At 29.7% G+C, this 21,171-nt stretch carries 21 protein-coding genes; 12 read left to right on the forward strand and 9 right to left on the reverse strand.

What is annotated here, in order from left to right:
• Window positions 1-35: 35 nt before the first annotated feature.
• From CAMP5063_RS05185 to bamA, 6 genes are read right to left on the reverse strand one after another with little or no spacing between them, the layout of a single operon-like run.
• Window positions 36-962: a tRNA dihydrouridine synthase gene (locus tag CAMP5063_RS05185; RefSeq protein ID WP_220566496.1), complete on the reverse strand. Its 927-nt coding sequence runs from the start codon at window positions 960-962 to the stop codon at window positions 36-38.
• A complete protein-coding gene (locus CAMP5063_RS05190; RefSeq protein WP_263681163.1) occupies window positions 959-1,942 on the reverse strand; it encodes a hypothetical protein in 984 nt (327 codons plus the stop codon). The genes CAMP5063_RS05185 and CAMP5063_RS05190 overlap by 4 nt, the downstream gene beginning before the upstream one ends.
• Window positions 1,939-2,295, reverse strand: a complete 357-nt coding sequence (gene dksA, locus CAMP5063_RS05195) for an RNA polymerase-binding protein DksA (protein WP_133319649.1) — start codon at window positions 2,293-2,295, stop codon at window positions 1,939-1,941. The genes CAMP5063_RS05190 and dksA overlap by 4 nt, the downstream gene beginning before the upstream one ends.
• 8 nt (window positions 2,296-2,303) lie before the next feature.
• Window positions 2,304-2,759 carry a 23S rRNA (pseudouridine(1915)-N(3))-methyltransferase RlmH gene (locus tag CAMP5063_RS05200; RefSeq protein WP_337194932.1) on the reverse strand — a complete coding sequence of 152 codons (456 nt, stop codon included), beginning with the start codon at window positions 2,757-2,759 and terminating at the stop codon, window positions 2,304-2,306.
• 2 nt (window positions 2,760-2,761) lie between these two features.
• Window positions 2,762-3,604: an acetyl-CoA carboxylase, carboxyltransferase subunit beta gene (gene accD, locus CAMP5063_RS05205; RefSeq protein WP_263660733.1), complete on the reverse strand. Its 843-nt coding sequence runs from the start codon at window positions 3,602-3,604 to the stop codon at window positions 2,762-2,764.
• Window positions 3,605-3,654: 50 nt separating this feature from the next.
• Window positions 3,655-5,871, reverse strand: a complete 2,217-nt coding sequence (gene bamA / locus CAMP5063_RS05210) for an outer membrane protein assembly factor BamA (RefSeq protein WP_337194933.1) — start codon at window positions 5,869-5,871, stop codon at window positions 3,655-3,657.
• Window positions 5,872-5,948: 77 nt separating this feature from the next.
• Here bamA and CAMP5063_RS05215 point away from each other — a divergent pair, with 77 nt between their 5' ends.
• The 11 genes from CAMP5063_RS05215 (at window position 5,949) to CAMP5063_RS05265 (ending at window position 17,291) form a co-directional block, all read left to right on the forward strand.
• Entirely contained in the window at window positions 5,949-6,776 is an 828-nt protein-coding gene (locus tag CAMP5063_RS05215) for a prephenate dehydrogenase (protein WP_133319645.1), read from the forward strand.
• Between the two features lie 76 nt (window positions 6,777-6,852).
• Window positions 6,853-8,232 (forward strand): M23 family metallopeptidase, encoded by a 1,380-nt coding sequence (locus CAMP5063_RS05220; protein WP_442863208.1) that lies wholly within the window; start codon window positions 6,853-6,855, stop codon window positions 8,230-8,232.
• A gap of 2 nt (window positions 8,233-8,234) precedes the next feature.
• Complete coding sequence (gene lpxC / locus CAMP5063_RS05225) at window positions 8,235-9,119, forward strand: UDP-3-O-acyl-N-acetylglucosamine deacetylase (protein ID WP_220566489.1); 885 nt, start codon at window positions 8,235-8,237, stop codon at window positions 9,117-9,119.
• 41 nt (window positions 9,120-9,160) lie between these two features.
• The gene (locus CAMP5063_RS05230) at window positions 9,161-9,568 is read left to right on the forward strand and encodes a tRNA threonylcarbamoyladenosine biosynthesis protein TsaB (RefSeq protein WP_165955275.1); all 408 of its coding nucleotides are present in this window, start codon (window positions 9,161-9,163) and stop codon (window positions 9,566-9,568) included.
• Window positions 9,569-9,577: 9 nt separating this feature from the next.
• Window positions 9,578-10,456 (forward strand): homoserine kinase, encoded by an 879-nt coding sequence (gene thrB, locus CAMP5063_RS05235; RefSeq protein WP_337194935.1) that lies wholly within the window; start codon window positions 9,578-9,580, stop codon window positions 10,454-10,456.
• Between the two features lie 24 nt (window positions 10,457-10,480).
• Window positions 10,481-10,747: a DUF448 domain-containing protein gene (locus tag CAMP5063_RS05240; protein WP_133319640.1), complete on the forward strand. Its 267-nt coding sequence runs from the start codon at window positions 10,481-10,483 to the stop codon at window positions 10,745-10,747.
• On the forward strand, window positions 10,728-13,358 hold the full coding sequence (infB, locus tag CAMP5063_RS05245) for a translation initiation factor IF-2 (RefSeq protein ID WP_337194936.1): 2,631 nt from the start codon (window positions 10,728-10,730) through the stop codon (window positions 13,356-13,358). Before CAMP5063_RS05240 ends, infB begins: the two co-directional genes overlap by 20 nt.
• The gene (gene rbfA, locus CAMP5063_RS05250; protein WP_149061987.1) at window positions 13,355-13,717 is read left to right on the forward strand and encodes a 30S ribosome-binding factor RbfA; all 363 of its coding nucleotides are present in this window, start codon (window positions 13,355-13,357) and stop codon (window positions 13,715-13,717) included. Before infB ends, rbfA begins: the two co-directional genes overlap by 4 nt.
• A complete protein-coding gene (rimP, locus tag CAMP5063_RS05255) occupies window positions 13,707-14,129 on the forward strand; it encodes a ribosome maturation factor RimP (RefSeq protein ID WP_337194937.1) in 423 nt (140 codons plus the stop codon). Before rbfA ends, rimP begins: the two co-directional genes overlap by 11 nt.
• Window positions 14,130-14,244: 115 nt before the next feature.
• Window positions 14,245-15,906, forward strand: coding sequence for an HTH-like domain-containing protein (locus CAMP5063_RS05260; protein WP_337194938.1), 1,662 nt, complete (start codon window positions 14,245-14,247; stop codon window positions 15,904-15,906).
• Window positions 15,907-15,911: 5 nt separating this feature from the next.
• Window positions 15,912-17,291, forward strand: a complete 1,380-nt coding sequence (locus tag CAMP5063_RS05265) for an McrC family protein (protein ID WP_442863209.1) — start codon at window positions 15,912-15,914, stop codon at window positions 17,289-17,291.
• Here CAMP5063_RS05265 and CAMP5063_RS05270 read toward each other — a convergent pair.
• Complete coding sequence (locus CAMP5063_RS05270) at window positions 17,288-17,953, reverse strand: BspA family leucine-rich repeat surface protein (protein ID WP_337194940.1); 666 nt, start codon at window positions 17,951-17,953, stop codon at window positions 17,288-17,290. The genes CAMP5063_RS05265 and CAMP5063_RS05270 overlap by 4 nt on opposite strands.
• Window positions 17,954-18,056: 103 nt before the next feature.
• Here CAMP5063_RS05270 and ribD point away from each other — a divergent pair, with 103 nt between their 5' ends.
• Window positions 18,057-19,049 (forward strand): bifunctional diaminohydroxyphosphoribosylaminopyrimidine deaminase/5-amino-6-(5-phosphoribosylamino)uracil reductase RibD, encoded by a 993-nt coding sequence (gene ribD / locus CAMP5063_RS05275; protein WP_337194941.1) that lies wholly within the window; start codon window positions 18,057-18,059, stop codon window positions 19,047-19,049.
• Here the strand turns inward: ribD and sppA are convergent.
• A complete protein-coding gene (gene sppA / locus CAMP5063_RS05280; protein ID WP_337194942.1) occupies window positions 19,046-19,939 on the reverse strand; it encodes a signal peptide peptidase SppA in 894 nt (297 codons plus the stop codon). The genes ribD and sppA overlap by 4 nt on opposite strands.
• A gap of 24 nt (window positions 19,940-19,963) precedes the next feature.
• Window positions 19,964-21,171 (reverse strand): autotransporter outer membrane beta-barrel domain-containing protein (locus CAMP5063_RS05285; protein WP_337194943.1); only part of this gene is annotated, 1,208 nt, incomplete at its 5' end.

Genomic DNA, 21,171 nt, shown 5'->3' on the forward strand with positions numbered 1-21,171 from the left:
TTCATTCATATTGCTTAGAATTTTACAAGCAAAAATCATTCCTTATTGAAAAATTCTTGCATATATTTTCGCATAATTTCTGCATCATTAATGCGATTAACACAATCTCTAAAATTTGAAGCATCTTCATAGCCTTTAGAATATTCATGTAAGTGCTTTCTAAATATGCTTATACCTTGTTCTTTGTAATGTTTTAGCATTTCTTCAAAATGTGTAAAGATGATTTTGTTTTTTAAAATTTTATCGATTTTTTTGCCAGTTTTTACCTCGTGAAATATCCAAGGTTTTCCTATGCTTGCACGCCCTATCATCAATGCATCACAATTTGTTATTTTAAAAACTTCTTTAGCATTTTCTGTGCTAATATCGCCATTTGCAACTAAAGGAATTTTGATATTTTCTTTAGCTAAAGCTATAGCTTCATAATCAGAATTTCCACTATACATTTGTTTTCTAGTGCGACCATGCATACTGATAAAATCTACCCCAGCATTTTCACATGCTTTAGCAATGGTAATAGGATCTTTTTTTTCAAACCCTAATCTTACTTTGACACTAGTTAGCTTTTTATTGCTTGTTTTTTTGATAAGTTCTAAAATTCTTTGCAATTTATCAAGATCTTGCAAAAGAGCACTGCCTGCACATTGTTTTATAACTTTATTTACAGGACAGCCGCAATTAAAATCAATCCCATCTATAAAATCAAAACGATTTAATATTTCTACCGCTCTTTGAATCACACTTTCATCCGAGCCTGCAATTTGAACTATATAAGGATTCTCAAGTTCAGCTTTTTCCAACATTTTAAGAGTTTTTGAGCTTTCATACACTAAAGCATTAGAACTTATCATCTCACTAATTGTTACATCAGCCCCAAATTGTTTAACTAAATTTCTCAAAGGCAAGTCTGAAAAACCTGCCATAGGAGCTAAAAACAAAGGTTTTTTACTAAAATCTATCATTGTATAAATTTTTCAAGTTCTATTTTTTTATTATGTTCTCTTAAAAAGAGCAAGAGTCTAAAATCCTTATGTTCGTTTTGATCATTTCCTAATTCATTAAGCAATTCATCATACATACCAAATTCTGCTAAAGTATAAAGATAAGCTCTTAAAGCTTGAGAATGACTATCTTTTAACTTTTTAAATAAAGCAATTAATATTTGAGGCTCTATTTTTTTACAAAGTATTTTTGTGCATTGTAAATATGACTTATCATCTAAGGTATTCATGCTAAGTAAAACTTCGATTTCAGCATGATTTAATTCCAAATTTTCTTTTTCAAATCTATCCAAAAGTAATAAAATATCATCTTGATTTTTTTGTATTTTTAGTGTTTTAATTTGGCTATAAGGTGCATTATCTAATACCATTTTATAAGCAAAATTTTCTAATTCATTTGTCAGAGTTTCTTTATTTTTAATAAAAGAAAAAGCATAGTCGCTATCTTTTTGGAAATGATTTTTTTCATTTAAAATGAAAATTTCATTATGTGGATCGAGTTTGTATTTTTTTAATTCCACAAATTCCTTTTTGTCTAACTGCTCTAAAATATTTATAATATCATCTATTTTTGTATTTTGATTTTTTTCTTTAAAATAAAGAGCTTGAGTGTTTTTGGCTATATCTTGAAATTCTTGAGTTTTAAATTTAATTTTGCTTATTTTTTTCAAAAATACATCAATTAAAAAATTTTCATAATTTTTGCTATCTTTAATAAGATTTTTGTATTGTAAATGTTTTAAAAAGCCATAAAAACTCATATGCAATAAAGCTAAAACCATCAAAATAAATGCAGGTAAAATTACCCACAAGCTGATAGGTAAATTTAGCTCAAAAGCAGAAATTGTGAAAGTGTAATTTCCCAAATTTAGATTATAAACTAAGGCTGCTACGATTAAAAGATAAACTAAACTTGCAAAGAAAAATAATTTTACTTTCATAATTCTTTCCTTTTTTCTAAGTTTTCACGACAATTTATACAATATTTTGCGTGAGGTTTTACTTTGAGTCTTTCAGGATGTATATCTTCATCACAATACTCACAAATTCCATAAGTATTGTTATCTATTTTGCTTAATGAATGTTTAATTTCTTCTAATTCTGTTTTTAAATTTTCGTTGATTTTTAAGTCAATATGTGAGCTGTTGTCAATTTGTTGTAAATCAACTTCATCTCTTGGTTCACTATCTTGCAGATCATGGATATTGTCTATATTGCCTTGAAGTTCTTGTAAAATTTCTTTTTGTCTTTGAAGTAATATATTTTTAAATTCTTCAAGATTTAACTCTTGCATAAATGCTCCTATTTGTGGTATGGATGATTTGTATTAATGCAAAATGCACGATAAATTTGTTCTAAAAGCATAGTTTTAGCAAATTTATGCACTAAAGTCATTTTGCTAAGAGCTATGCTTGTATGCATTTGTGCGATGAATTCTTTTTCAAGGCCATAAGCACCGCCTATAAAAAAAGAAATTTCATTTTTATCTTGTAATAATTTAGCAAATTCTATACTTGTAAGCTCTTTACCCTTTTCATCTAAAGCTATGCAAAAACCTTTTTTATAAGGATTTAGCGCGTTTGTATAAGATTTTTTTGCTTCTATGGTATTGGTATTTTGTGCTAAATTAATTTTATTGTTAAAAATACAAATATCATTAAAATTGCAAAATTTTTTGATGAGCTCGGTGTAGTGCTCATCTATTTTACTAAATTCATTATTATTATTTTTTTGAATGCTTAAAAGATTAATATGCATTTTTAATTTTTAGAAAAAAATCTTAAAAAATCTGCTATAAATTTTTTATGTTCACTTCTTTCTACAATAGCATCAATTAATCCATGTTCAAGTAAAAATTCGGCCTTTTGAAAGCCTTCTGGTAAATCAGCACCTATAGTTTGTTTGATAACTCTAGCTCCTGCAAAGCCTACTAGGGCACCAGGTTCAGCCATAATGATATCTCCAAGCCAAGCAAACGATGCACTCACTCCACCCATAGTTGGATCAGTTAAGACAGAAATATAGGGAAGCTTTTCTTCTGCTAATAGCTTTAATGCTGCACTTGTTTTGCTCATTTGCATTAAAGAATAAGTGCTTTCTTGCATTCTAGCTCCACCACTTGCACTCACTATAACAACAGGAGTTTTTTTCTCAATCGCTCTTTCAATAGCTCTAAGAATTTTTTCACCTTCTACTGAGCCCAAACTTCCACCCATGAAAGAAAAATCAAAAACAACTAATTGAGTTTTAATGCCATCTATATTGCACTCGCCGCTTATTATAGCGCTTTTTCTTCCTGTTTTTTCTTCATTTTCTGCTAATCTTTTTTTATATGATTTACTATCAACAAATTTAAGTGGATCAATTGCATGTAAATCTTTATCCATTTCTACAAAAGTATCTTCATCACTAAGTAGCTCGATGCGTTTTAAAGGATTTAATCTCATATGAAAATTACATTTAGGACAAACATTATAACAAGTTTCTATTTCTTTATAATACATTAACGCATGACAAGAATTACATTTTACCCAGTGATTTGGAGCTTCGCTTGGAGCGGCTTGTTTGCGTCTTATACTAGAAAAAATATCTAAAAAATTCATTATCTCTACCTAAAATAAAATTTCAAAATTATAGCAAGATTTTAGTATTTTTAAAATCTTGCACCCAACATAAACTCGAATTTGCTTAAGTCGTCTTTTGAATTAGTGTTAAATGGTTTAGCAAAAACTAAATTTAAAGCACCTAGTGGGGTTAGCCACTCAAAGCCAACACCTGTGCTCCATCTTTGAATTTGACTTAAAGAACTCTCACCTATGGCACCATAGTCAAAAAACACACTTCCTCTTAGTTTGATTCTATCAAAGATTGGAAAGCTAAGCTCTACAGAATTTGCAAAAGCCACTGTACCACCTGTTTCATCACCCCATTTGTTTTTAGGACTCACGCTTCTTCTATCAAAACCTCTAATAGTTCCTATGCCTCCAAGGTATAATTTCTCATTGATAGGTAAATAACCTTGATCCCATACCTTATAAAAACTTGCTTTATAGCGATAAATCAAATCCCAACCTATAAATTCTTCTAAACCTTGATAATAATTAAATTTAGTAGTAGAGCTTATAAATTCTTGATCTCCACCTAAGCCTGCATATTCAAGTGAGGTTGAAGCGATAAAACCTGATCTTGGTAGATAATAATCATCTGTATTGTTAAATACTATTGAAGGAGTGATAGAACTTTTGTAAGTTTTACCAAGTTTATATCCTTGAGCGATTAAGCGATCACTCAAATGATAAATATCACTTTGCTCAAGATTGTAAGTTAAATCTATGCTTGTATATCTTCCCAAAGTTTTACCAACACTTATATCAAAACCATAGTTTCTCTCATCATAACTATCCCATTCTAAACGATCTGAATATAATGATCCTCCAAGAGAATAATCACTATCATTTACTCTAGGATTTCTTAAAGATATTCTACCTGAAAGTGTATCATCGCCTTTGTCTATACTTACACTTCCTTTCATGCCAGAGCCTAAGATATTTGCATCAGATAATGAAGCACTAAGTAAAATTCCATCACTAGTTCCATAACCAATACCACCTGAAATAGCTCCAGTTGAAGCTTCTTTGACTTCTACTATCAAATCAATATGTGTATCATCTACTCTTTGTTCTTTAATATCTACATTTTCAAAATATGCAGTTCTTCTTAGAGCATTTCTTGAGTCTATTAAATCAGTTCTATTATAAAGATTGCCTTCGGTTAGATAAAGCTCTCTACGAATAACCCTATCAACTGTTTTAGTATTACCTGAAATTTCAACATTTCTAACATATACTTTTTCATTAGGTATGACTTTAAAAATAATCATAGCTTCATGGTTTTCTTTATCTTTTTGTATATCAGGTATAACCTGTACAAAAGCATAACCCAAATCAGCTGTCTTTGTTTCTATAGTTTTTATATCTTCTCTTAGTTTTTCTATATTAACTATTTTTCCAACACTTAATTTTAAATCATTTGCTAAAGCTTCATTTTCTTCATCACTAAAAATAGGATTAAAAATTTTAATTCCTTTAACTTTATAAACCTCACCCTCGTTGATAAAATAAGTTAAATCAGCTTGATAAGTATCTGTGTAAGTATTTAAAAAAGCAGGAGATACGCTCACATCAAGATAACCTTCTTTTAAATATACATCTGAAATTCTTGAGCTATCATTTGCAAGATCAAAGATTTTAAGCTTACCATCATTAAAGCCCCACATCCAGCCTAGGGCTTCTCTTTGTTTATTTGCTACCGCAGGTTCAATATCTGAATAACTTAAATTTTTTGCACCACTTAAATGTACTTTTTCTATGATGATATTTTCCCCACGATTTACAACAAAAGTAAGTTTTAATGAGCTTGAATTACTTAATTTTTCATCTTTGATTTCTACAACAGTATCATAAAAACCTTTGGCTTGATAAAAAAGTTTGATTTTTTCAGCTGCGTCTTTAGCTGAATTTTCATCATATAAAATTCCAGGTTTTAAACCAACAAGACTTTCTATTTGTTTTCTATCATTACTTGCTATACCTTGAATGTCTATTTTTCCAATGGAAGGTTTTTCTATTACTTTAAAAATTAGCACCCCATTTTTTTCTTCTACTACTATGTCTTTGAAATAATTTCTATCAAAAAGGTTTTTAATCGCTATGTCTATACTAGCAGGATCGATTTTTTGTCCTATTTTTAATTTAGAAATCGCAATAGCACTTTCTTTAGAAAGTTGCGATAAGCCTTCAAATTTTATATCTTTAATCGTAGCTGCACATAAAGAACTTGAGAGTGCAAAGAAAACAAACCATTTTTTCATCATTTTACCTAAATTTTTATATACAAAATCGTTATAATACCAAAATATTTTTAACTAATGCTTTTTAAGGAAAATTTATGAAAGTAGGTATAATCGGACTTGGCTTAATAGGTGGATCTTTGGGCCTTAGCTTAAGAGAGAATAAATTAATAGATTTAGTTTGCGGATATGATATAAACAAAGAATTTGAACAAATCGCGCTAGAGCGAAAATTAATAGATAAAATTGTTTCGTTTGAAGAGTTAAAAAAATGTGATGTGATTTTTTTAGCTATCCCTGTAAGAGCTATTGTAAAAATTTTAAAAGAATTTCAAGATATTTCTAAAGATTGCACTATCATTGAGCTTGGAAGTACAAAAGAAGAAATTATTAAAAATTTACCATCTGATTTACAAAGTCAATTTATCGCAGCTCACCCTATGGCAGGAACTGAAAATAGTGGTCCAAATGCAGCTATAAAAGACTTGTATAAAAATGCAGTTTGTGTTTTGTGCGATGTGCAAAATGCTGATCATATTCATCAAAAAAGGGCTATAGAAATTTTTTCAGATTTAGGAATGAAGCTTGTATTTATGGATAGTATTTCACATGATCATCATGCTTCTATCATTTCACACTTACCGCATGTGATTAGTTTTTCCTTGGCAAATTTTGTAATGAAAGAAGAAAATAAAAAAAATATAGCCCACCTAGGAGGTCCTTCTTTTAAAGATATGTGTAGAATTGCAAAATCAAACCCTCAAATGTGGAGTGGTATTTTTGAACAAAACAAACAAAATTTATTAAATTCTATTGATTTATTTCAAAAAGAATTACAAGAGTGTAAAAAAATGATAGAAAAATGTGATATAAATGAACTTGAAGCTTGGATTAAAAGCGCAAATAAGTTAAGAGAAATTTTGTAAAATTTTTTATAATTTACTCTTAATTTGCTAAAGCATAATATATTTTTACAAAAATTATACAATGAAAGTGGAGAATATGGTTTTTACGCGTAAAAGATCAAATAAAAAATGGATTTTTCTAGTTTTTTTAATACTTTTAGCCTTTGGGGTTTTTGTGTTAAATACAAAGCTGTTTGAAAAAAATCCTCCATTAATCCAAACAAAATCAGATATTATTTATAGCAATTTAACAGATCCTATATCTATAGAAATAAGCGATGAAAGCGTTTTAAAAGATGTTAAAGTCACGCTATTTAAAGCAAATGAATTAAATGGTGAAATGCTTGTTAATGAACATGTTAAAGGTAATAAAAAAAGTGTCCATTTTGATTTAAAACTACCAAAACCAGCTTATAAAGAAAATGTTGATTCTTATAAGCTTGTAATAGAAGCAAGTGATAGTAGTTTTTGGAATTTCTTTTTAGGAAATCAAGCGCTTAAAGAAGTGAAAGTTATCATTGATACCAAAAAACCATTTGTAGAAATTTTAGACAATTCTTATCAAATCGAACAAGGTGGAGTAGGTAGTGTGGTATTTAAAGCAAGTGATGAGAATTTGCAAGAAGTTTATATCACAACTGATAAAGACAAAATTTTTAAAGCAACTCCTTATGTGAAAGAAGGATATTATGCTGCTTTGATTCCTTGGGAGGTAACTGATGAGCATTTTAGAGCTTATGTAGTGGCAGTAGATAAAGCAGGTAATGTAAACAAGCAAAGAATTAGATATTATTTTACCAATAAAAAATACCGTGTATCAAATATAAAAGTAAGTGATAGATTTTTAGATGGAAAGATTGAATTTTTAGCACAAAAATATGCTCCAAAAGATAGAGAGTTAAGCAGGCTTGAAAAATTTAAATTTGTTAATGAGGACTTAAGAGCTTCTAATGAAGTTATCATTCATGATATTACGAGTAAAGTTCCTGATACTATGATTAATAATTTTAAAGTCAATCTTTTCAAGCCTTTAAAAAATGGCCAAAAAGTAGCTGATTATGCTGATCATAGGTTTTATTCTTATAATAATCAAGCATTTAGTAGCTCTTATCACATGGGGCTTGATTTAGCAAGTGTAAAAGAAGCGCCTATCATTAGCAATAATGATGGTGAAGTGGTATTTGTACAAGAAAATGGAATTTATGGACTAAATATTATTATTTATCATGGTTTTGGGATTTATACTCTTTATGGACATTGCACTAATGTGGATGTAAATGTGGGTGATAGAGTTAGAGCAGGTGATGTTATAGGCACTACAGGCACTACAGGCTTAGCGCTTGGAGATCATGTGCATTTTGGTGTTTTGGTGCAAGGTGTTGAAGTGCGTCCTGAGCAATGGCAAGATGCAAAATGGATAAAAGAAAATATCTATAATGTATTAGAATCAAGCAAAAAAAGAATTTTGAGTGAATAAAAATGAATCAAACAACAATAGCAAAAGAAGTTAAAGGTGTTGGTATAGGTTTGCACAAGGGTGAGCCTATTAGTATAAAATTAGAGCCATTAGAAGCTGGTAGTGGTATAGTGTTTTATAGAAGTGATTTGGGAATTTCTTATGAAGCAAAGCCTGAAAATGTCATCGATACACAAATGGCTACTGTAATAGGCGATCATAGGGGTTATGTTTCTACTATAGAACATTTAATGAGTGCGATTAATGCTTATGGTATTGATAATGTGCGTATAGTTTTAGACGCAAACGAAGCTCCTGTAATGGATGGTAGCAGTATAGGTTTTTGTATGATGCTTGAAGAAGCAGGTATAAAAGAGCTTGAAGCGGCAAAAAAAATTTTAGTGATTAAAAAAAGTGTAGAAGTAAAAGAAGGCAATAAATTTGTGCGTTTAAGTCCTACGGATATGCCTATTATAAACTATACAATCGAATTTGATAATCCTATTATAGGCAAACAAAATTATTGTTTTGAATTTAGCAAACAAAACTACATAGAGCAAATAGCAAGAGCAAGAACCTTTGGGTTTTTAAAGGATGTTCAAGCTTTAAGAGCTATGAATTTAGGTCTTGGTGGAAGCCTAGAAAATGCTGTTGTGATTGATGATAATCGTATTTTAAACCCTGAAGGTTTGCGCTTTAAGGATGAATTTGTGCGTCATAAAATTTTAGACGCTATTGGGGATTTAACCTTGCTTGGATGTAGAGTTTTTGGAGATTATACTTCTTATGCAGGTTCACACAAGCTTAATCATCTTTTAACTAAAGAACTTTTAAAAGATCCTAGTACATATGAGGTAGTAAGCTTAGAAAAAAGCACACATAAGGTTTATGAAAAGGTTTTTGCATAAAAAAGGTTACTTTGCTTTTAAATGCCATAGCAAAACCTTTAATGCTTGGTATTTATGAAAATGATTTATTACTAAATACTATTGAAAGTGATTTAAAAGTTAGCGAGGTTTTACCAAAAATATTGCAAGAATTACTTTCACAATATGAGTTTGAAAAGCTTATTTATGTACATGGGCCAGGTTCTTACATGGGTATAAAGATTTCTTATGTTTCTTTTGAGACATTAGCCATAGTCAAAAACATTCCTTTAAAAGCAATTAGTGCTTTTGAGTTAAATAACAACACTCCTATATCTGCAAACAAACATTTATGTTTTGTAAAAAAAGACAATGGCGAAATTATTTTAGAGAAGACACAAGCAGGAAGTTTTTTTATGCCTCAAAGTTTAAAAGGTTTAAATTTAAGCAAAGAAAATACACCTTTTTATGTTTTAGATGCAATTAATTAAGGTAAAAAAATGAAAATTTTAGTTCCTGCGACAAGTGCAAATTTAGGTCCTGGTTTTGATTGTTTGGGCTTGAGTTTGAAACATTTTAATCAAACTATAGTTGAAAAATCTAATTTTTTTAGTATTAACATACATGGAGAAGGTGAAAATAATATCTATCTTAAAAAAAATAATACTTTTGTTAATATTTTTTATGAAATTTATCAAAGACTTAGCGGTAAAAAAGATAATTTTCGTTTTGTTTTTCAAAATAATATCCCTTTAGCAAGAGGTATGGGAAGTTCTTCTGCTGTAATAATTGGAGCTATTGCTTGTGCTTATGAATTAAGCGGATTTAAAGCAGATAAAAATATCATTTTAAATGAAGCTTTAAAATATGAAAATCATCCAGATAACATAGCTCCAGCAGCTCTTGGAGGTTTTGTGTGTGCATTAAATCACAATCAAAAAGTCTTAGCTATAAAAAAAGAAGTAGATAAAGACTTACAAGCTGTTATAACTATACCAAATGTAGCGATGAATACTCAAAAATCAAGAACAGTTTTAGCTAAAAAAATTAATCTAGAAGATGCTGTTTTTAATCTTTGTCATGCTTCATTTTTAACAGCTTGTTTTTTAGAAAAAAAATATGACGTGTTGAAATATGCAAGTTTAGACAAACTTCATCAAAACCAAAGAATGAAACTTTTACCTGAGCTTTTTGAAGTACAAAAATTAGCTTTAGATAATAATGCTCTCATGAGCACGCTTTCAGGCTCAGGTTCGAGTTTTTTCACTCTAGCTTATAAAGATGATGCTAAACAAATCAAAGAAAAAATCAAAAATAAATTTGCTAAATTTAGAGTTGAGCTTTTAGAATTTGATGATGAGGGCTTTAAAATTTGCTAAAAATTCCAAAAAAAAGATATAATTTTGAAAAACCATATACCCATTAGAATGTGCATTGTTTGCAAAGGTCGTTATGAAAAGCAAAGTTTGCATCAATTTCAAATAAAAAATTCTCAAATTATCACTAAAGTGGAATTTGGTAGGAGTTTATATATTTGTAATCCATGTTTTGAAAAAGATGAAAAAACATTGCAAAAGGCTTTTATGAGAGCTTGCAAAGGCAATTTTTATGGCAGTATAAATCAGCAGGATTTAAAGGAGATATTTTTTAATGACAGATGTAAAGATTAGCGAAATCGCTCAAGAGTTAGGATATACTAGTAAAGAAATTATAGAAAAAGCCAATGAAATAGGCTTAGAGGATATAAAATCCCCTAACAAAAAAGTATCTTCTGAAATCGCAGAAGCGATTTATCAATATGTACAATCAGGCGAAATACTAGATGTGGTAAAAAAAGTGGCCAAACCTAAAAAAGAAAGTACGGCAAAAAAAACTACTAAAAAAGAAGAAAGTAAAAAAGAAGAGAAAAAAACTACTAAAAAAGAAACAAAAACTCCTGTTAAAACAACAAATGAAAAGAAAGAAGAAGGTAAAAAAGAAGAAAAGCAACCTGAAAATCCTATTAAAAATGAAGCATTAGAAGAAAAAAAAGAAGAAATTAAATTCGATGAAAAACTAGGCTCTAATTTAAATTTAGCTAAAAGAAGAGGTTTAGTTATCGTTAAAAAGAAAAAAGAAGAAAGTAAAGAAAACCAAATAAACAATGAAGAAAAATCTAATATGCAAAATACTCAAGGCTTGAGCCTTAGTATGATTTTTTCAAATTCAGATGAGAATTTAAAAAGAAAGAAAAAAGAAAAGAAAAATCATCCTGCGATAAGTAAAAAAGAAAACACTACTAAAATGGATCTTTTAGGAGATAAAGACTTTGCTGATATTTCTTTAGAAGATGACGATATGGTAGTTTTACCTGATTTTAGTGTAAAAGAAAACAAACCAGCACAACCAGCAAACAAAAAACAACCAAATATTTTAAAGCAATCTTTAAATAACTCTATCAACCCATTTGGCGAGGGTGGTATACAAAGAAGAAGTCGTAAAAAACCACCTAAAAAGGTAGAGAAAAAAGAAAGCGAAGCTATAACAAGTGTAAGTATACCTAAAGAAATTCGTGTGTATGAATTTGCTGAAAAACTTGGTAAAAACACCGGAGAAGTTATCTCTAAACTTTTCATGCTTGGTGTGATGACGACTAAAAATGACTTTTTAGATGAAGATGCTATAGAAATTCTTGCTGCTGAATTTGGAGTGGAGATTAATATCATTGATGAGGCTGATGAGTTTGATTATGTAAAAGATTATGATGAAAATCAAACAGAAGAAAATTTAAGCCAAAGAGCTCCGGTTATCACTATTATGGGGCATGTTGATCATGGTAAGACTTCTTTGCTTGATTATATAAGAAAATCACGCATTGCAAGTGGCGAAGCAGGTGGGATTACTCAGCATGTTGGCGCTTATATGGTGGAAAAAAATGGTAGAAAAATCACTTTTATCGATACTCCAGGCCATGAGGCATTTACTGCTATGCGTGCAAGGGGAGCTAGTATAACTGATATTGTTATTATCGTAGTAGCTGCAGATGATGGGGTAAAACCACAAACTAAAGAAGCGATCAATCATGCAAAAGCAGCTAATGTGCCTATCATCATTGCTATTAATAAAATGGATAAAGAAAACGCAAATCCTGACATGGTAAAAACCCAACTAGCAGAAATGGACATCATGCCAGTAGAATGGGGCGGAAGCCATGAATTTGTGCCAGTTTCAGCTAAAAAAGGTGATGGTATAGAGGATTTACTTGAAATTGTATTATTACAAGCTGATATTTTAGAGCTTAAAGCAAATCCAAAAGCCCATGCTAAAGCAAGTATTATAGAATCTTCAGTGCAAAAAGGTAGAGGTCCTGTGGCTACTATCATCGTGCAAAATGGTACTTTAAGAGCAGGAAATACAGTCGTAGCAGGGGAAGCTTATGGTAAAGTGCGTGCTATGAGTGATGATCAAGGCAAAGCTTTAAAAGAAATAGGTCCAGGTGAGTGCGGGGTGATCATAGGTCTTAGTGAAGTAGCCGATGCAGGAGAAACTCTAATAGCTGTAGATAGTGATAAGCAAGCAAGAGAATATGCTAATAAACGCCATGAATACAACCGCCAAAAAGAACTAAGCAAATCCACTAAAGTAAGCATAGATGAGCTTGGTGCAAAAATCAAAGAAGGCAATTTAAAAGCCCTTCCTGTGATCTTAAAAGCAGATGTGCAAGGTTCACTTGAAGCGATTAAGGCTAGTTTAGAAAAACTCAAAAATGATGAGATCAAGGTTAATATCATCCATAGTGGGGTAGGTGGGATTACTCAAAGTGATATAGAGCTTGCAAGTGCGAGTGAAAACTCTATCGTTTTAGGTTTTAATATACGCCCAACTGGTGAGATCAAAGAACGCGCTAAAGATAAAGGCGTAGAGATAAAAACTTATAATGTTATTTACAATTTGCTTGATGATGTAAAAGCCTTACTAGGTGGTATGATGAGTCCTATCATCTCTGAAGAACAACTTGGTCAAGCTGAAATTCGCCAAGTGATCAATGTACCAAAACTAGGACAAATCGCAGGTTGTATGGTGACAGAAGGCACAATCAATCGTGGCGCGAAAATCAGGCTCATTAGAGATGGGGTTGTGGTATTTGAAGGTAATGTAAGCTCGCTCAAACGCTTTAAAGATGATGTAAGAGAAGTTGCAAAAGGCTATGAATGCGGTGTAGGCATAGAAGGTTGTAATGATATGAGAGTGGGCGATTATATAGAAAGTTATAAAGAAGTTGAGGAACAAGTAAGCCTATGAACCCAGCTGAAATCAAAAAGCTACGCACAGAAAGCATTTTAAAAGAGCTTATACCAGAAGCTTTAGCAAATTTAGACAACGAAGTTTTAAAAAACTTGTGCGTAGTGGATGTAGAGTGTAAAAAAGGCAGATATGATGCTTTTGTGTATTTAGATAAAATGTTTTTTAATACCCAAGAGCAAGAAATCATACTCAATCAACTTAAAAAAGCCGCCCGTGCTTTGCAAAATTACTGCATGAGTGAGCAAGGGTGGTATAGATGTCCGAATTTTCACTTTAAATTTGATGATAGATTAGAGTATCAAAATCATATGGATGCTTTATTTGAAAAAATCAAAAAGGAACAAAATGAATCTTGAAGCACTTTGTAAAGAAGCAGGACTTAGCTTTTATGATGATGAGCTAACAAGTGAAAATGGTAGAAAGATTTATAGAATTTATGTGCAAAAAGAAGGTGGGGTAAATCTTGATGATTGTGCTAGGCTTAGTGAGATTTTATCGCCTATTTTTGATGTAGAGCCACCTGTGAGTGGGGAGTATTTTTTAGAAGTATCAAGCTGTGGGCTTGAGAGAAAACTTAGCAAAATCGAGCATTTTGCAAAAAGCATTAACGAACTTGTAAAAATCACAACTAATGAAAAAGAAAAAATCGAAGCAAAAATCATCGCCGTAGATGATGAAAATATCACTTTAGAAAATTTAGAAACTCAAGAAAAAACTACTATAAATTTTAGCGACATAAGAAAAGCTAAAACTTTTGTGCAGTGGTAAAAAATTAAAATATAAATATTTACCAAATTAATATATAATAATTTGTTGTATAAACTACGATTTTTCAATTGTCTATAAATAGACATGATGTTTAGTTTTTAATCAAGGAGTGATAATGACCGCGGAAGAATTAGGCTTAAAATTAAAGGATATGTATGAAAATGCACCCAAAGGAAATAAAGTTACTTATATTCATTATTTTGGCATTAAATTTGCAGAAGAAATTAGAAAAAATAGTCTCAATGAAATTGTTAAATATGCAAATATATCTGAAAGTTATGCAACTGAAATAGCAAAGGCTATTTCTTTAGCTGATGTATTAAATCAAAATAATACAACCCAATATAATCACAATAGTTATAAAAATAAAGAAAATCAAAACATTCCAAGATTAAATCAAATTCTTTACGGGCCTCCAGGGACAGGAAAAACTTATCATACGATAGATAAAGCTTTAGAAATTTTAGGTGAAAATTTAGCAAGTAGATATGAGAAAAAAGCAAAATTTAATGAATATGTAAAAAAAGGACAAATAGTTTTTACAACTTTTCATCAAAGTTATGGATATGAAGAATTTGTAGAAGGTATCAAACCTGAATTTGATGAAAAAGAATTGAAGTATGAAGTAAAATCAGGTATTTTCAAGAAAATATGTGATGAAGCTTTAAATAAAGAGGTAAAAAATAATAACTTGGAAAAACTTGAGATTGATAATAAAACTAGTGTTTGGAAAATTTCTCTTGGAGAAAAAAGTCGTAAAGATACAGAGTTTTTGCAAAAATATTGTTTTGAGAATAATCAAATTCGTATAGGGTGGGGTAATACTAAAGAAATTTCCAATGAATCTTCTATTAATAATTTTAAAAGTATGAAAATTGGAGATTTAGTTTGTGTGTTGGATACTAAAAAAACCATAAAGGCTATCGGAGTTGTAAAAAGTGAAGTTAAGTATAGCAAAGAGGAGGAATTTGAAAAAGATTACGGATTTGATTTGTATGAATATCAAACTTATAGAGATGTTGAATGGATTTTAAAAAATAAGATAATTGATATATATAAATTAAATCGTAATACTGAATTAGATTTAAATACTGTTTATAAACTAAAAAATATTTCACCAAGTAATTTAATAGAAACTATAAAAGATCATTTAAATGATAAATTTATAATCATCATAGATGAAATTAATCGTGGTAATGTAAGTAAGATTTTTGGTGAGCTTATAACCTTGATAGAACCTAGCAAAAGAATAGGTGCTAATGAAGAGCTAAAAGTAAGATTGCCTTATAGTAAAGATGAATTCGGAGTACCTAAGAATGTTTATATCATAGGCACTATGAATACAGCTGATAGAAGTATAACTTCTCTTGATACAGCTTTAAGAAGACGCTTTGAATTTATCGAGATGATGCCTAAACCTAATGTTTTGTCTGATAATTGCGAAGGTGTTAATTTGCAAGAATTATTAAAAGCTATCAATACGCGTATAGAATACTTACTAGATAGAGAAAAGACTATAGGACATGCATTTTTTATAGGCATTGATAATTTAGAGAAATTAAAAAAAGTTTTTCAAAACAAAATCATTCCGCTTTTGCAAGAGTATTTTTATAATGATTATGCATTGATTGACGCGGTTTTAAATGAAAATGGTATGCTAAAAAAACAAGATAAAAAAAATATGACAGATTTTATAGAAAGTAATAAGGTTATTTATAAATTTAGCAATAGCAAAGATTGGGATAAAAGCACTTTTATAAAAATATATGAACAATGAAAACAATCAACACCTTTTCTATCATCGAGCACCAAGTTTTTTCTAAAGAAAATTTGCGTGAAATTTTCGAAGAAAAAGCTGAAAAGTTTTATAAAGAATTAGAAGATTTTGCAAAAAATAATGAAAGCCTTCTAGGCTTTAAAAACAAAAACACTTTAAAAGCTAAAAATTATGTTGGTATTATACAGACTAAAAGCGGGGTTTTAGAGATCTTACCAAAATGCACAAATTTGGATAGCTATAAAGAAAAAAAAGATAAATCTTTGAAAGTTTCAAAGAGTAAGTTAAATTACGCCTATGCAATAAGTAACGACAATAAATTATATACTAATTTTAGTTATTTCCAAGAATATAAAATTGTGAAAAATATTAAAGTAAAGAAGTGGTATAGTATAAAAGAAATAAATTTCAACCCCAAAAATCTTTTAATCAACATGCTAAAAACCTTAAAAAATTCTCCCTTTAAAAAGTCTCAAATTTCATCTTTACAAATTGCTAAAATGCCTTTGTTTGAAGTATTTATCACGATGTTTTTAGATGAATTTGATAGTGTGTATAAAAAAGGTTTGATGAGATCTTATGTAAGTAGCGAAGAAAACAGAACTTTTTTAAAAGGAAAATTACTTTTTAATGAGCATATAAAATCAAATTTAATACACAAAGAAAGATTTTTCACAAGTAGCGATGAATTTGTTTTAGACATAGCGCCAAATCGTTTGATAAAATCAACATTAAATTTTTTAAAATCCAAAACAAGCTTGAATAAATTTAAAATCATCAAAGCTATGCAAATGCTTGATGAGGTAGAGTTTTCTATAAATTATGAAAAAGATTTTAGTTTTAAAATTTCAAGACATTTTGATTATTATGAAAATATACTTTCTTGGTGTAAGGTATTTTTACAAAATCAAAGCTTTGCTCCATATAAAGGTAAAAAAGAAGCCTTTGCTTTGCTTTTTCCTATGGAAAAGCTTTTTGAAAACTATGTGGCTTATATGTTTAAACTTGCTAATCCTAGCAAAAATATAAAAACCCAAAGTAGTGGAAAATATCTAATTTCAAAAAATGATGAAAAATGTTTTATGTTAAAGCCTGATTTATATATAGAAAATAAAATGATTTTAGATACCAAATGGAAAATTCCAGATGATAACGAAGATGAGAAAAAGCACGGTATATCGCAAGGCGATTTATATCAAATGTTTGCTTATGCAAATAAATACGAGATAAAGGAAATTTATCTTATTTATCCTCTATGTGAGAGAACTTTTGACTTAAGAGAGAAGTTAAAAACTAAAGATATTAAGTTTTTAGCACAAGGTTTTTTAAAAGCTTGCGATGAACATGTAAAGCTTAAGGTATTTTTTGCACCTTTACCTTTTTAAAACAAGTAATCTTGATCTAGTTTCCATTTTTGCGCAATGCTTTTGTCAAGTTTATGGCAGTTTCTAAACATTTTATGCATATAATCAACTTTACTTGTATCCCAATTAGATAAGTCTTGATTAAAATTAACGCAATTTTCAAACATAAAATCCATATTTTTTACTTTAGAAATATCCCAACTCGATAAATCCTGATTAAAATTTTCACAACCTTCAGACATTGAAGCCATGTTTTTTACATTTGAAACATCCCAATATTTTAATCCTTTAAAATCACTTCTTGTAGAATTTTTAAATAATTCGCTCATATCTGTGATAAAGCGGGTATCTATATCTTTTAAATTAATTTCATCTTCAATCAACTCTTTTAACTCATCTTTTGTTTTTGGGTGATAATTTTTTAAAGATAAAATTTTCGTGTAAATATAATATAAAAATACTATACCTATAAGAATTGCTCCGATTATTAATATAGCACCAATTATGAAAGAGAAGACAAGCATAACAACATCGATATTATAGTATATTAAAAGCCCTATTCCTACGATTGCTCCAATTATGAGTGTTGGGATTAATATAAATAAAGCTAAACCTAGCCATAATTTCCAAAAAGCTAAGAGTAAAAGTATAAATATCATTATTCCTACGATAGTCCAAATCATATTATTCCTAATTAATTATATTAATTTTATTATATTGATTATTTATTGATAAGTGATTAATATATTTTGCTATATTTTTAAAAATAAAATTATAGAAGGTAATATGAATCACGAATTTTATATGAATTTAGCCATAGATGAAGCTTGGAAATATCAGCTTTTGACCTACCCCAATCCAGCCGTAGGTTGTGTAATCTTAGATAAAAATGGCAAAATTTTAAGCATAGAAGCACACAAAGAAGCAGGTAAGGCTCATGCAGAGCTTGAAGCAGTGAGTAAAGCCTTAAAAGTGCTTAATCCAAATTTAGATTTACCACAAAATGCAAATGATTTGCATGAGTTTATTTGTCAAAATCATCAAGGGTTATTAAAAGGCGCTAGTGCTTATGTGAGTTTAGAACCTTGCAATCATCAGGGTAAAACCCCACCTTGTGCGAAACTTTTTAGCGCACTTGGTTTTAGTGAAGTTTTTATCGCTACTAAGGATGAGCATAAGCTCGCAAGTGGTGGGGCAGAATTTTTAAAAGATCAAGGCATAAAAGTTCACATGGGAATTTGCGAGCAAAGAGCCAAAGAGCTTTTAAAACCTTTTTTAAAATGGCAAAAATCAAGTTTTAAATTTTTTAAACTAGCCCTTTCTTTAAATGGTTCTGCTTATGGCAAAATCGTAAGTTCTAAAGCAAGTAGAACTTACGCTCATGCATTGCGCTCAAAGCTTGATTTGCTAGTAGTAGGTGGAGAAACTATAAGGTATGATAGGCCTATTTTAGATGCAAGGTTAGTTCAGGCTAAAGCACCAAATTTATGCATACTAAGCCGTCAAAATTTAGAAAGTTTTGATCCAAACATTCCTTTATTTAGCGTGCCCAAAAGAGAAATTTTTACAAGCATTCCTAGTGAAGCTAAGCTCATCATGTATGAGGGTGGGGAGAACTTTTTAAAAGCCTTTAAAGATGAGTTAGATATGCTTTTGATTTTTTCAAGCTCGAATTTAAATACCTTTGAAAATGTTAAGTTAGATTTAAAGCTAAAGCCTTTATACAAAGGCTTTTTAGAAAATGATACTTATGGATTTTATGAGATTATTAAATCTTAGTAGATTTTTTGTGAGCTTACTTGTGTGAAAAATTGCGCTAAAGTGTTAGCAAAAAAGCTAGCACTTTGCTCTTCTAATCGTTTTAAAAACTTATCTATAGCATCTTCTTTTTGCCAGATAGGGTTTTGCACTTTGGCTAGTTTTTCTAACTCTTTTTTGGCTTGCTCATAATTGCCTATTTTATCAATGAGTTTTAATTTTAAAGCCTCATTTGCTAAAAACACTTTCGCATCAGCCCATGAGCTTGTTTGATTTAAATCTAGCTTGCGATTTTTAGCGACAAATTGCGTGAAAAGTTCATAGCTTTGATTGGCTAAATTTTGCAAAAAGTCTTTTTCTTCTGTGCTCCATTTACGCATGAAAGTTCCTGCTTCTTTATAGCTTCCTGCTTTGATGGTTTGCTCATTTATACCAAGTTTTTGTGCAAGCTCACTTACTTCAAAACCTTGCATAATTACCCCAATAGATCCTACAAAGCTAGCAGGATTAGCGATGATCATATCAGCTCCCACTGCGCTTAGGTAGCTTCCGCTTGCTATAGTTCCACCTGCATAGACTACCACAGGTTTTTTAGCTTTAAGATCTTGTATAGCTAAAGCTATTTCCATGCTTGGTGCAAAAGCTCCACCAGGGCTATCTATAAAAAGCAAAACCCCTTTTATAGCTTTATCATCTTTGACTTTGTAAATTTGTTCTAAAAGATTGCTCGCATCGCTAATTTCACCTTTAAGATTAATTTGAGCTAGGTTTGCATTAGAAAGTTTGGCATTATCCCCGCTTGGAGTAAGGATTAAAAACACGACAAATAAAAACACAAAGGTTTTAAAATAAGTGTTGATATAAGAAATGGTTTTTCCAATTCCTTTAAAAAATGATTTTATAATCTGCATTCTTTTCCTTTTTAAGTTGTTTAATCAAAAATTAAATCCAAAATTTGACACCAAATTAACATTATATTGATTTTTATAAATTTCATTTAATAATTTTATATCAAAAAAGAATGTTTTATTTGGTTTGAAATTTAGCCCAAGGTTAATGTTGAGTAAGTTAGTATCTAAATCATAGTATTGTTTAAATTTTTGATTTTTAAAATCAATAAAATTTGCATTATTGCTTATCTTTTTTCCTGTTAATCTTTTTTCATACAATATAGAACCTGTTATAGTATTTTTATTTTCATCTAAATTTGGTAATACATAAGAAGAAGTAATCCCTAAAACTAAAGATGTGCTGTTGTGTTTTATACTATCGTAAGATTTTGAAAAAATTCCACCGCTTTCACTAAATGCATTTTGTTGAAAATAATTGTAATTAAAATATACCAAAGGAGTTAAATTTAAATTTTTATTACAACTAAATTCTTTTGCTACACCTAATTGGGTAGAAGTTATCAATCCATTATATGTTCCTTTTAAAGTATCTGAATTTAGTATATATCTTTGCATGTTGCTTGAGTATAATCCTATGCCAATACCGCTTAAAATTTTAAAATTTTCTAAATTCAAAATATAATTGCTTGATAAATTTGCGTTTTTTGTTTTGATATTAGATGTTGAAAAATCAACATTAGAATATGAAGTACTTAAATGCGTTGCGAACATTGAAGAATTAATTTCTTTTCCTACGCTAAGATTGAGTCCATAGGAGCTTCCATGAAAATCATTACCATATATTTTTTTAAAACTAGGTCCCATTTGGAAGATATATGTTTGATTATCATAAAAATTAAAATTAGCTACATCACTTTGATATAATAAATTTGTCGGATAAGTATTACTAGCTAATCTAATATCCTCCATAGGTGTATTTATGAAAGTTGGATTAAGAGTCGAGAGCATGTTATTTTGTCCGAAATTACTGTAGGTGTTTAATAATTGGATTGAATTGGATAAATAATCATTTGATTCCAAGCTTTTTAGACTACTTTGAACGATTTCTTTATCTGCATTATCTAGTAAAATAAAATAATTTTTATAGTTTTCATTTAAGTTATCCATCATTCTAATGCTTCTTAATGCTTGTCCTATGGTGCTATTTTGAGTATTATATGCATTGTTTTTTATAATAGGCTTGACTATTATTTGAGAGTTATCATGCTCAGGTTTTGGCTCAGGTTTTGGCT

The sequence above is a fragment of the Campylobacter sp. RM5063 genome, assembly GCF_024723655.1.
GTDB classification, from domain to species: domain Bacteria; phylum Campylobacterota; class Campylobacteria; order Campylobacterales; family Campylobacteraceae; genus Campylobacter_D; species Campylobacter_D lari_D.

Coding starts and splice junctions, on each gene's coding strand:
- sppA (WP_337194942.1), bottom strand. CDS start 19,939: ATGCAGATTATAAAATCATTTTTTAAAGGAATTGGAAAAACCATTTCT.
- infB (WP_337194936.1), top strand. CDS start 10,728: ATGACAGATGTAAAGATTAGCGAAATCGCTCAAGAGTTAGGATATACT.
- rbfA (WP_149061987.1), top strand. CDS start 13,355: ATGAACCCAGCTGAAATCAAAAAGCTACGCACAGAAAGCATTTTAAAA.
- CAMP5063_RS05190 (WP_263681163.1), bottom strand. CDS start 1,942: ATGAAAGTAAAATTATTTTTCTTTGCAAGTTTAGTTTATCTTTTAATC.
- accD (WP_263660733.1), bottom strand. CDS start 3,604: ATGAATTTTTTAGATATTTTTTCTAGTATAAGACGCAAACAAGCCGCT.
- bamA (WP_337194933.1), bottom strand. CDS start 5,871: ATGAAAAAATGGTTTGTTTTCTTTGCACTCTCAAGTTCTTTATGTGCA.
- CAMP5063_RS05215 (WP_133319645.1), top strand. CDS start 5,949: ATGAAAGTAGGTATAATCGGACTTGGCTTAATAGGTGGATCTTTGGGC.
- CAMP5063_RS05200 (WP_337194932.1), bottom strand. CDS start 2,759: ATGCATATTAATCTTTTAAGCATTCAAAAAAATAATAATAATGAATTT.
- dksA (WP_133319649.1), bottom strand. CDS start 2,295: ATGCAAGAGTTAAATCTTGAAGAATTTAAAAATATATTACTTCAAAGA.
- CAMP5063_RS05185 (WP_220566496.1), bottom strand. CDS start 962: ATGATAGATTTTAGTAAAAAACCTTTGTTTTTAGCTCCTATGGCAGGT.
- thrB (WP_337194935.1), top strand. CDS start 9,578: ATGAAAATTTTAGTTCCTGCGACAAGTGCAAATTTAGGTCCTGGTTTT.
- lpxC (WP_220566489.1), top strand. CDS start 8,235: ATGAATCAAACAACAATAGCAAAAGAAGTTAAAGGTGTTGGTATAGGT.
- CAMP5063_RS05260 (WP_337194938.1), top strand. CDS start 14,245: ATGACCGCGGAAGAATTAGGCTTAAAATTAAAGGATATGTATGAAAAT.
- rimP (WP_337194937.1), top strand. CDS start 13,707: ATGAATCTTGAAGCACTTTGTAAAGAAGCAGGACTTAGCTTTTATGAT.
- ribD (WP_337194941.1), top strand. CDS start 18,057: ATGAATCACGAATTTTATATGAATTTAGCCATAGATGAAGCTTGGAAA.
- CAMP5063_RS05220 (WP_442863208.1), top strand. CDS start 6,853: ATGGTTTTTACGCGTAAAAGATCAAATAAAAAATGGATTTTTCTAGTT.
- CAMP5063_RS05270 (WP_337194940.1), bottom strand. CDS start 17,953: ATGATTTGGACTATCGTAGGAATAATGATATTTATACTTTTACTCTTA.
- CAMP5063_RS05230 (WP_165955275.1), top strand. CDS start 9,161: ATGCTTGGTATTTATGAAAATGATTTATTACTAAATACTATTGAAAGT.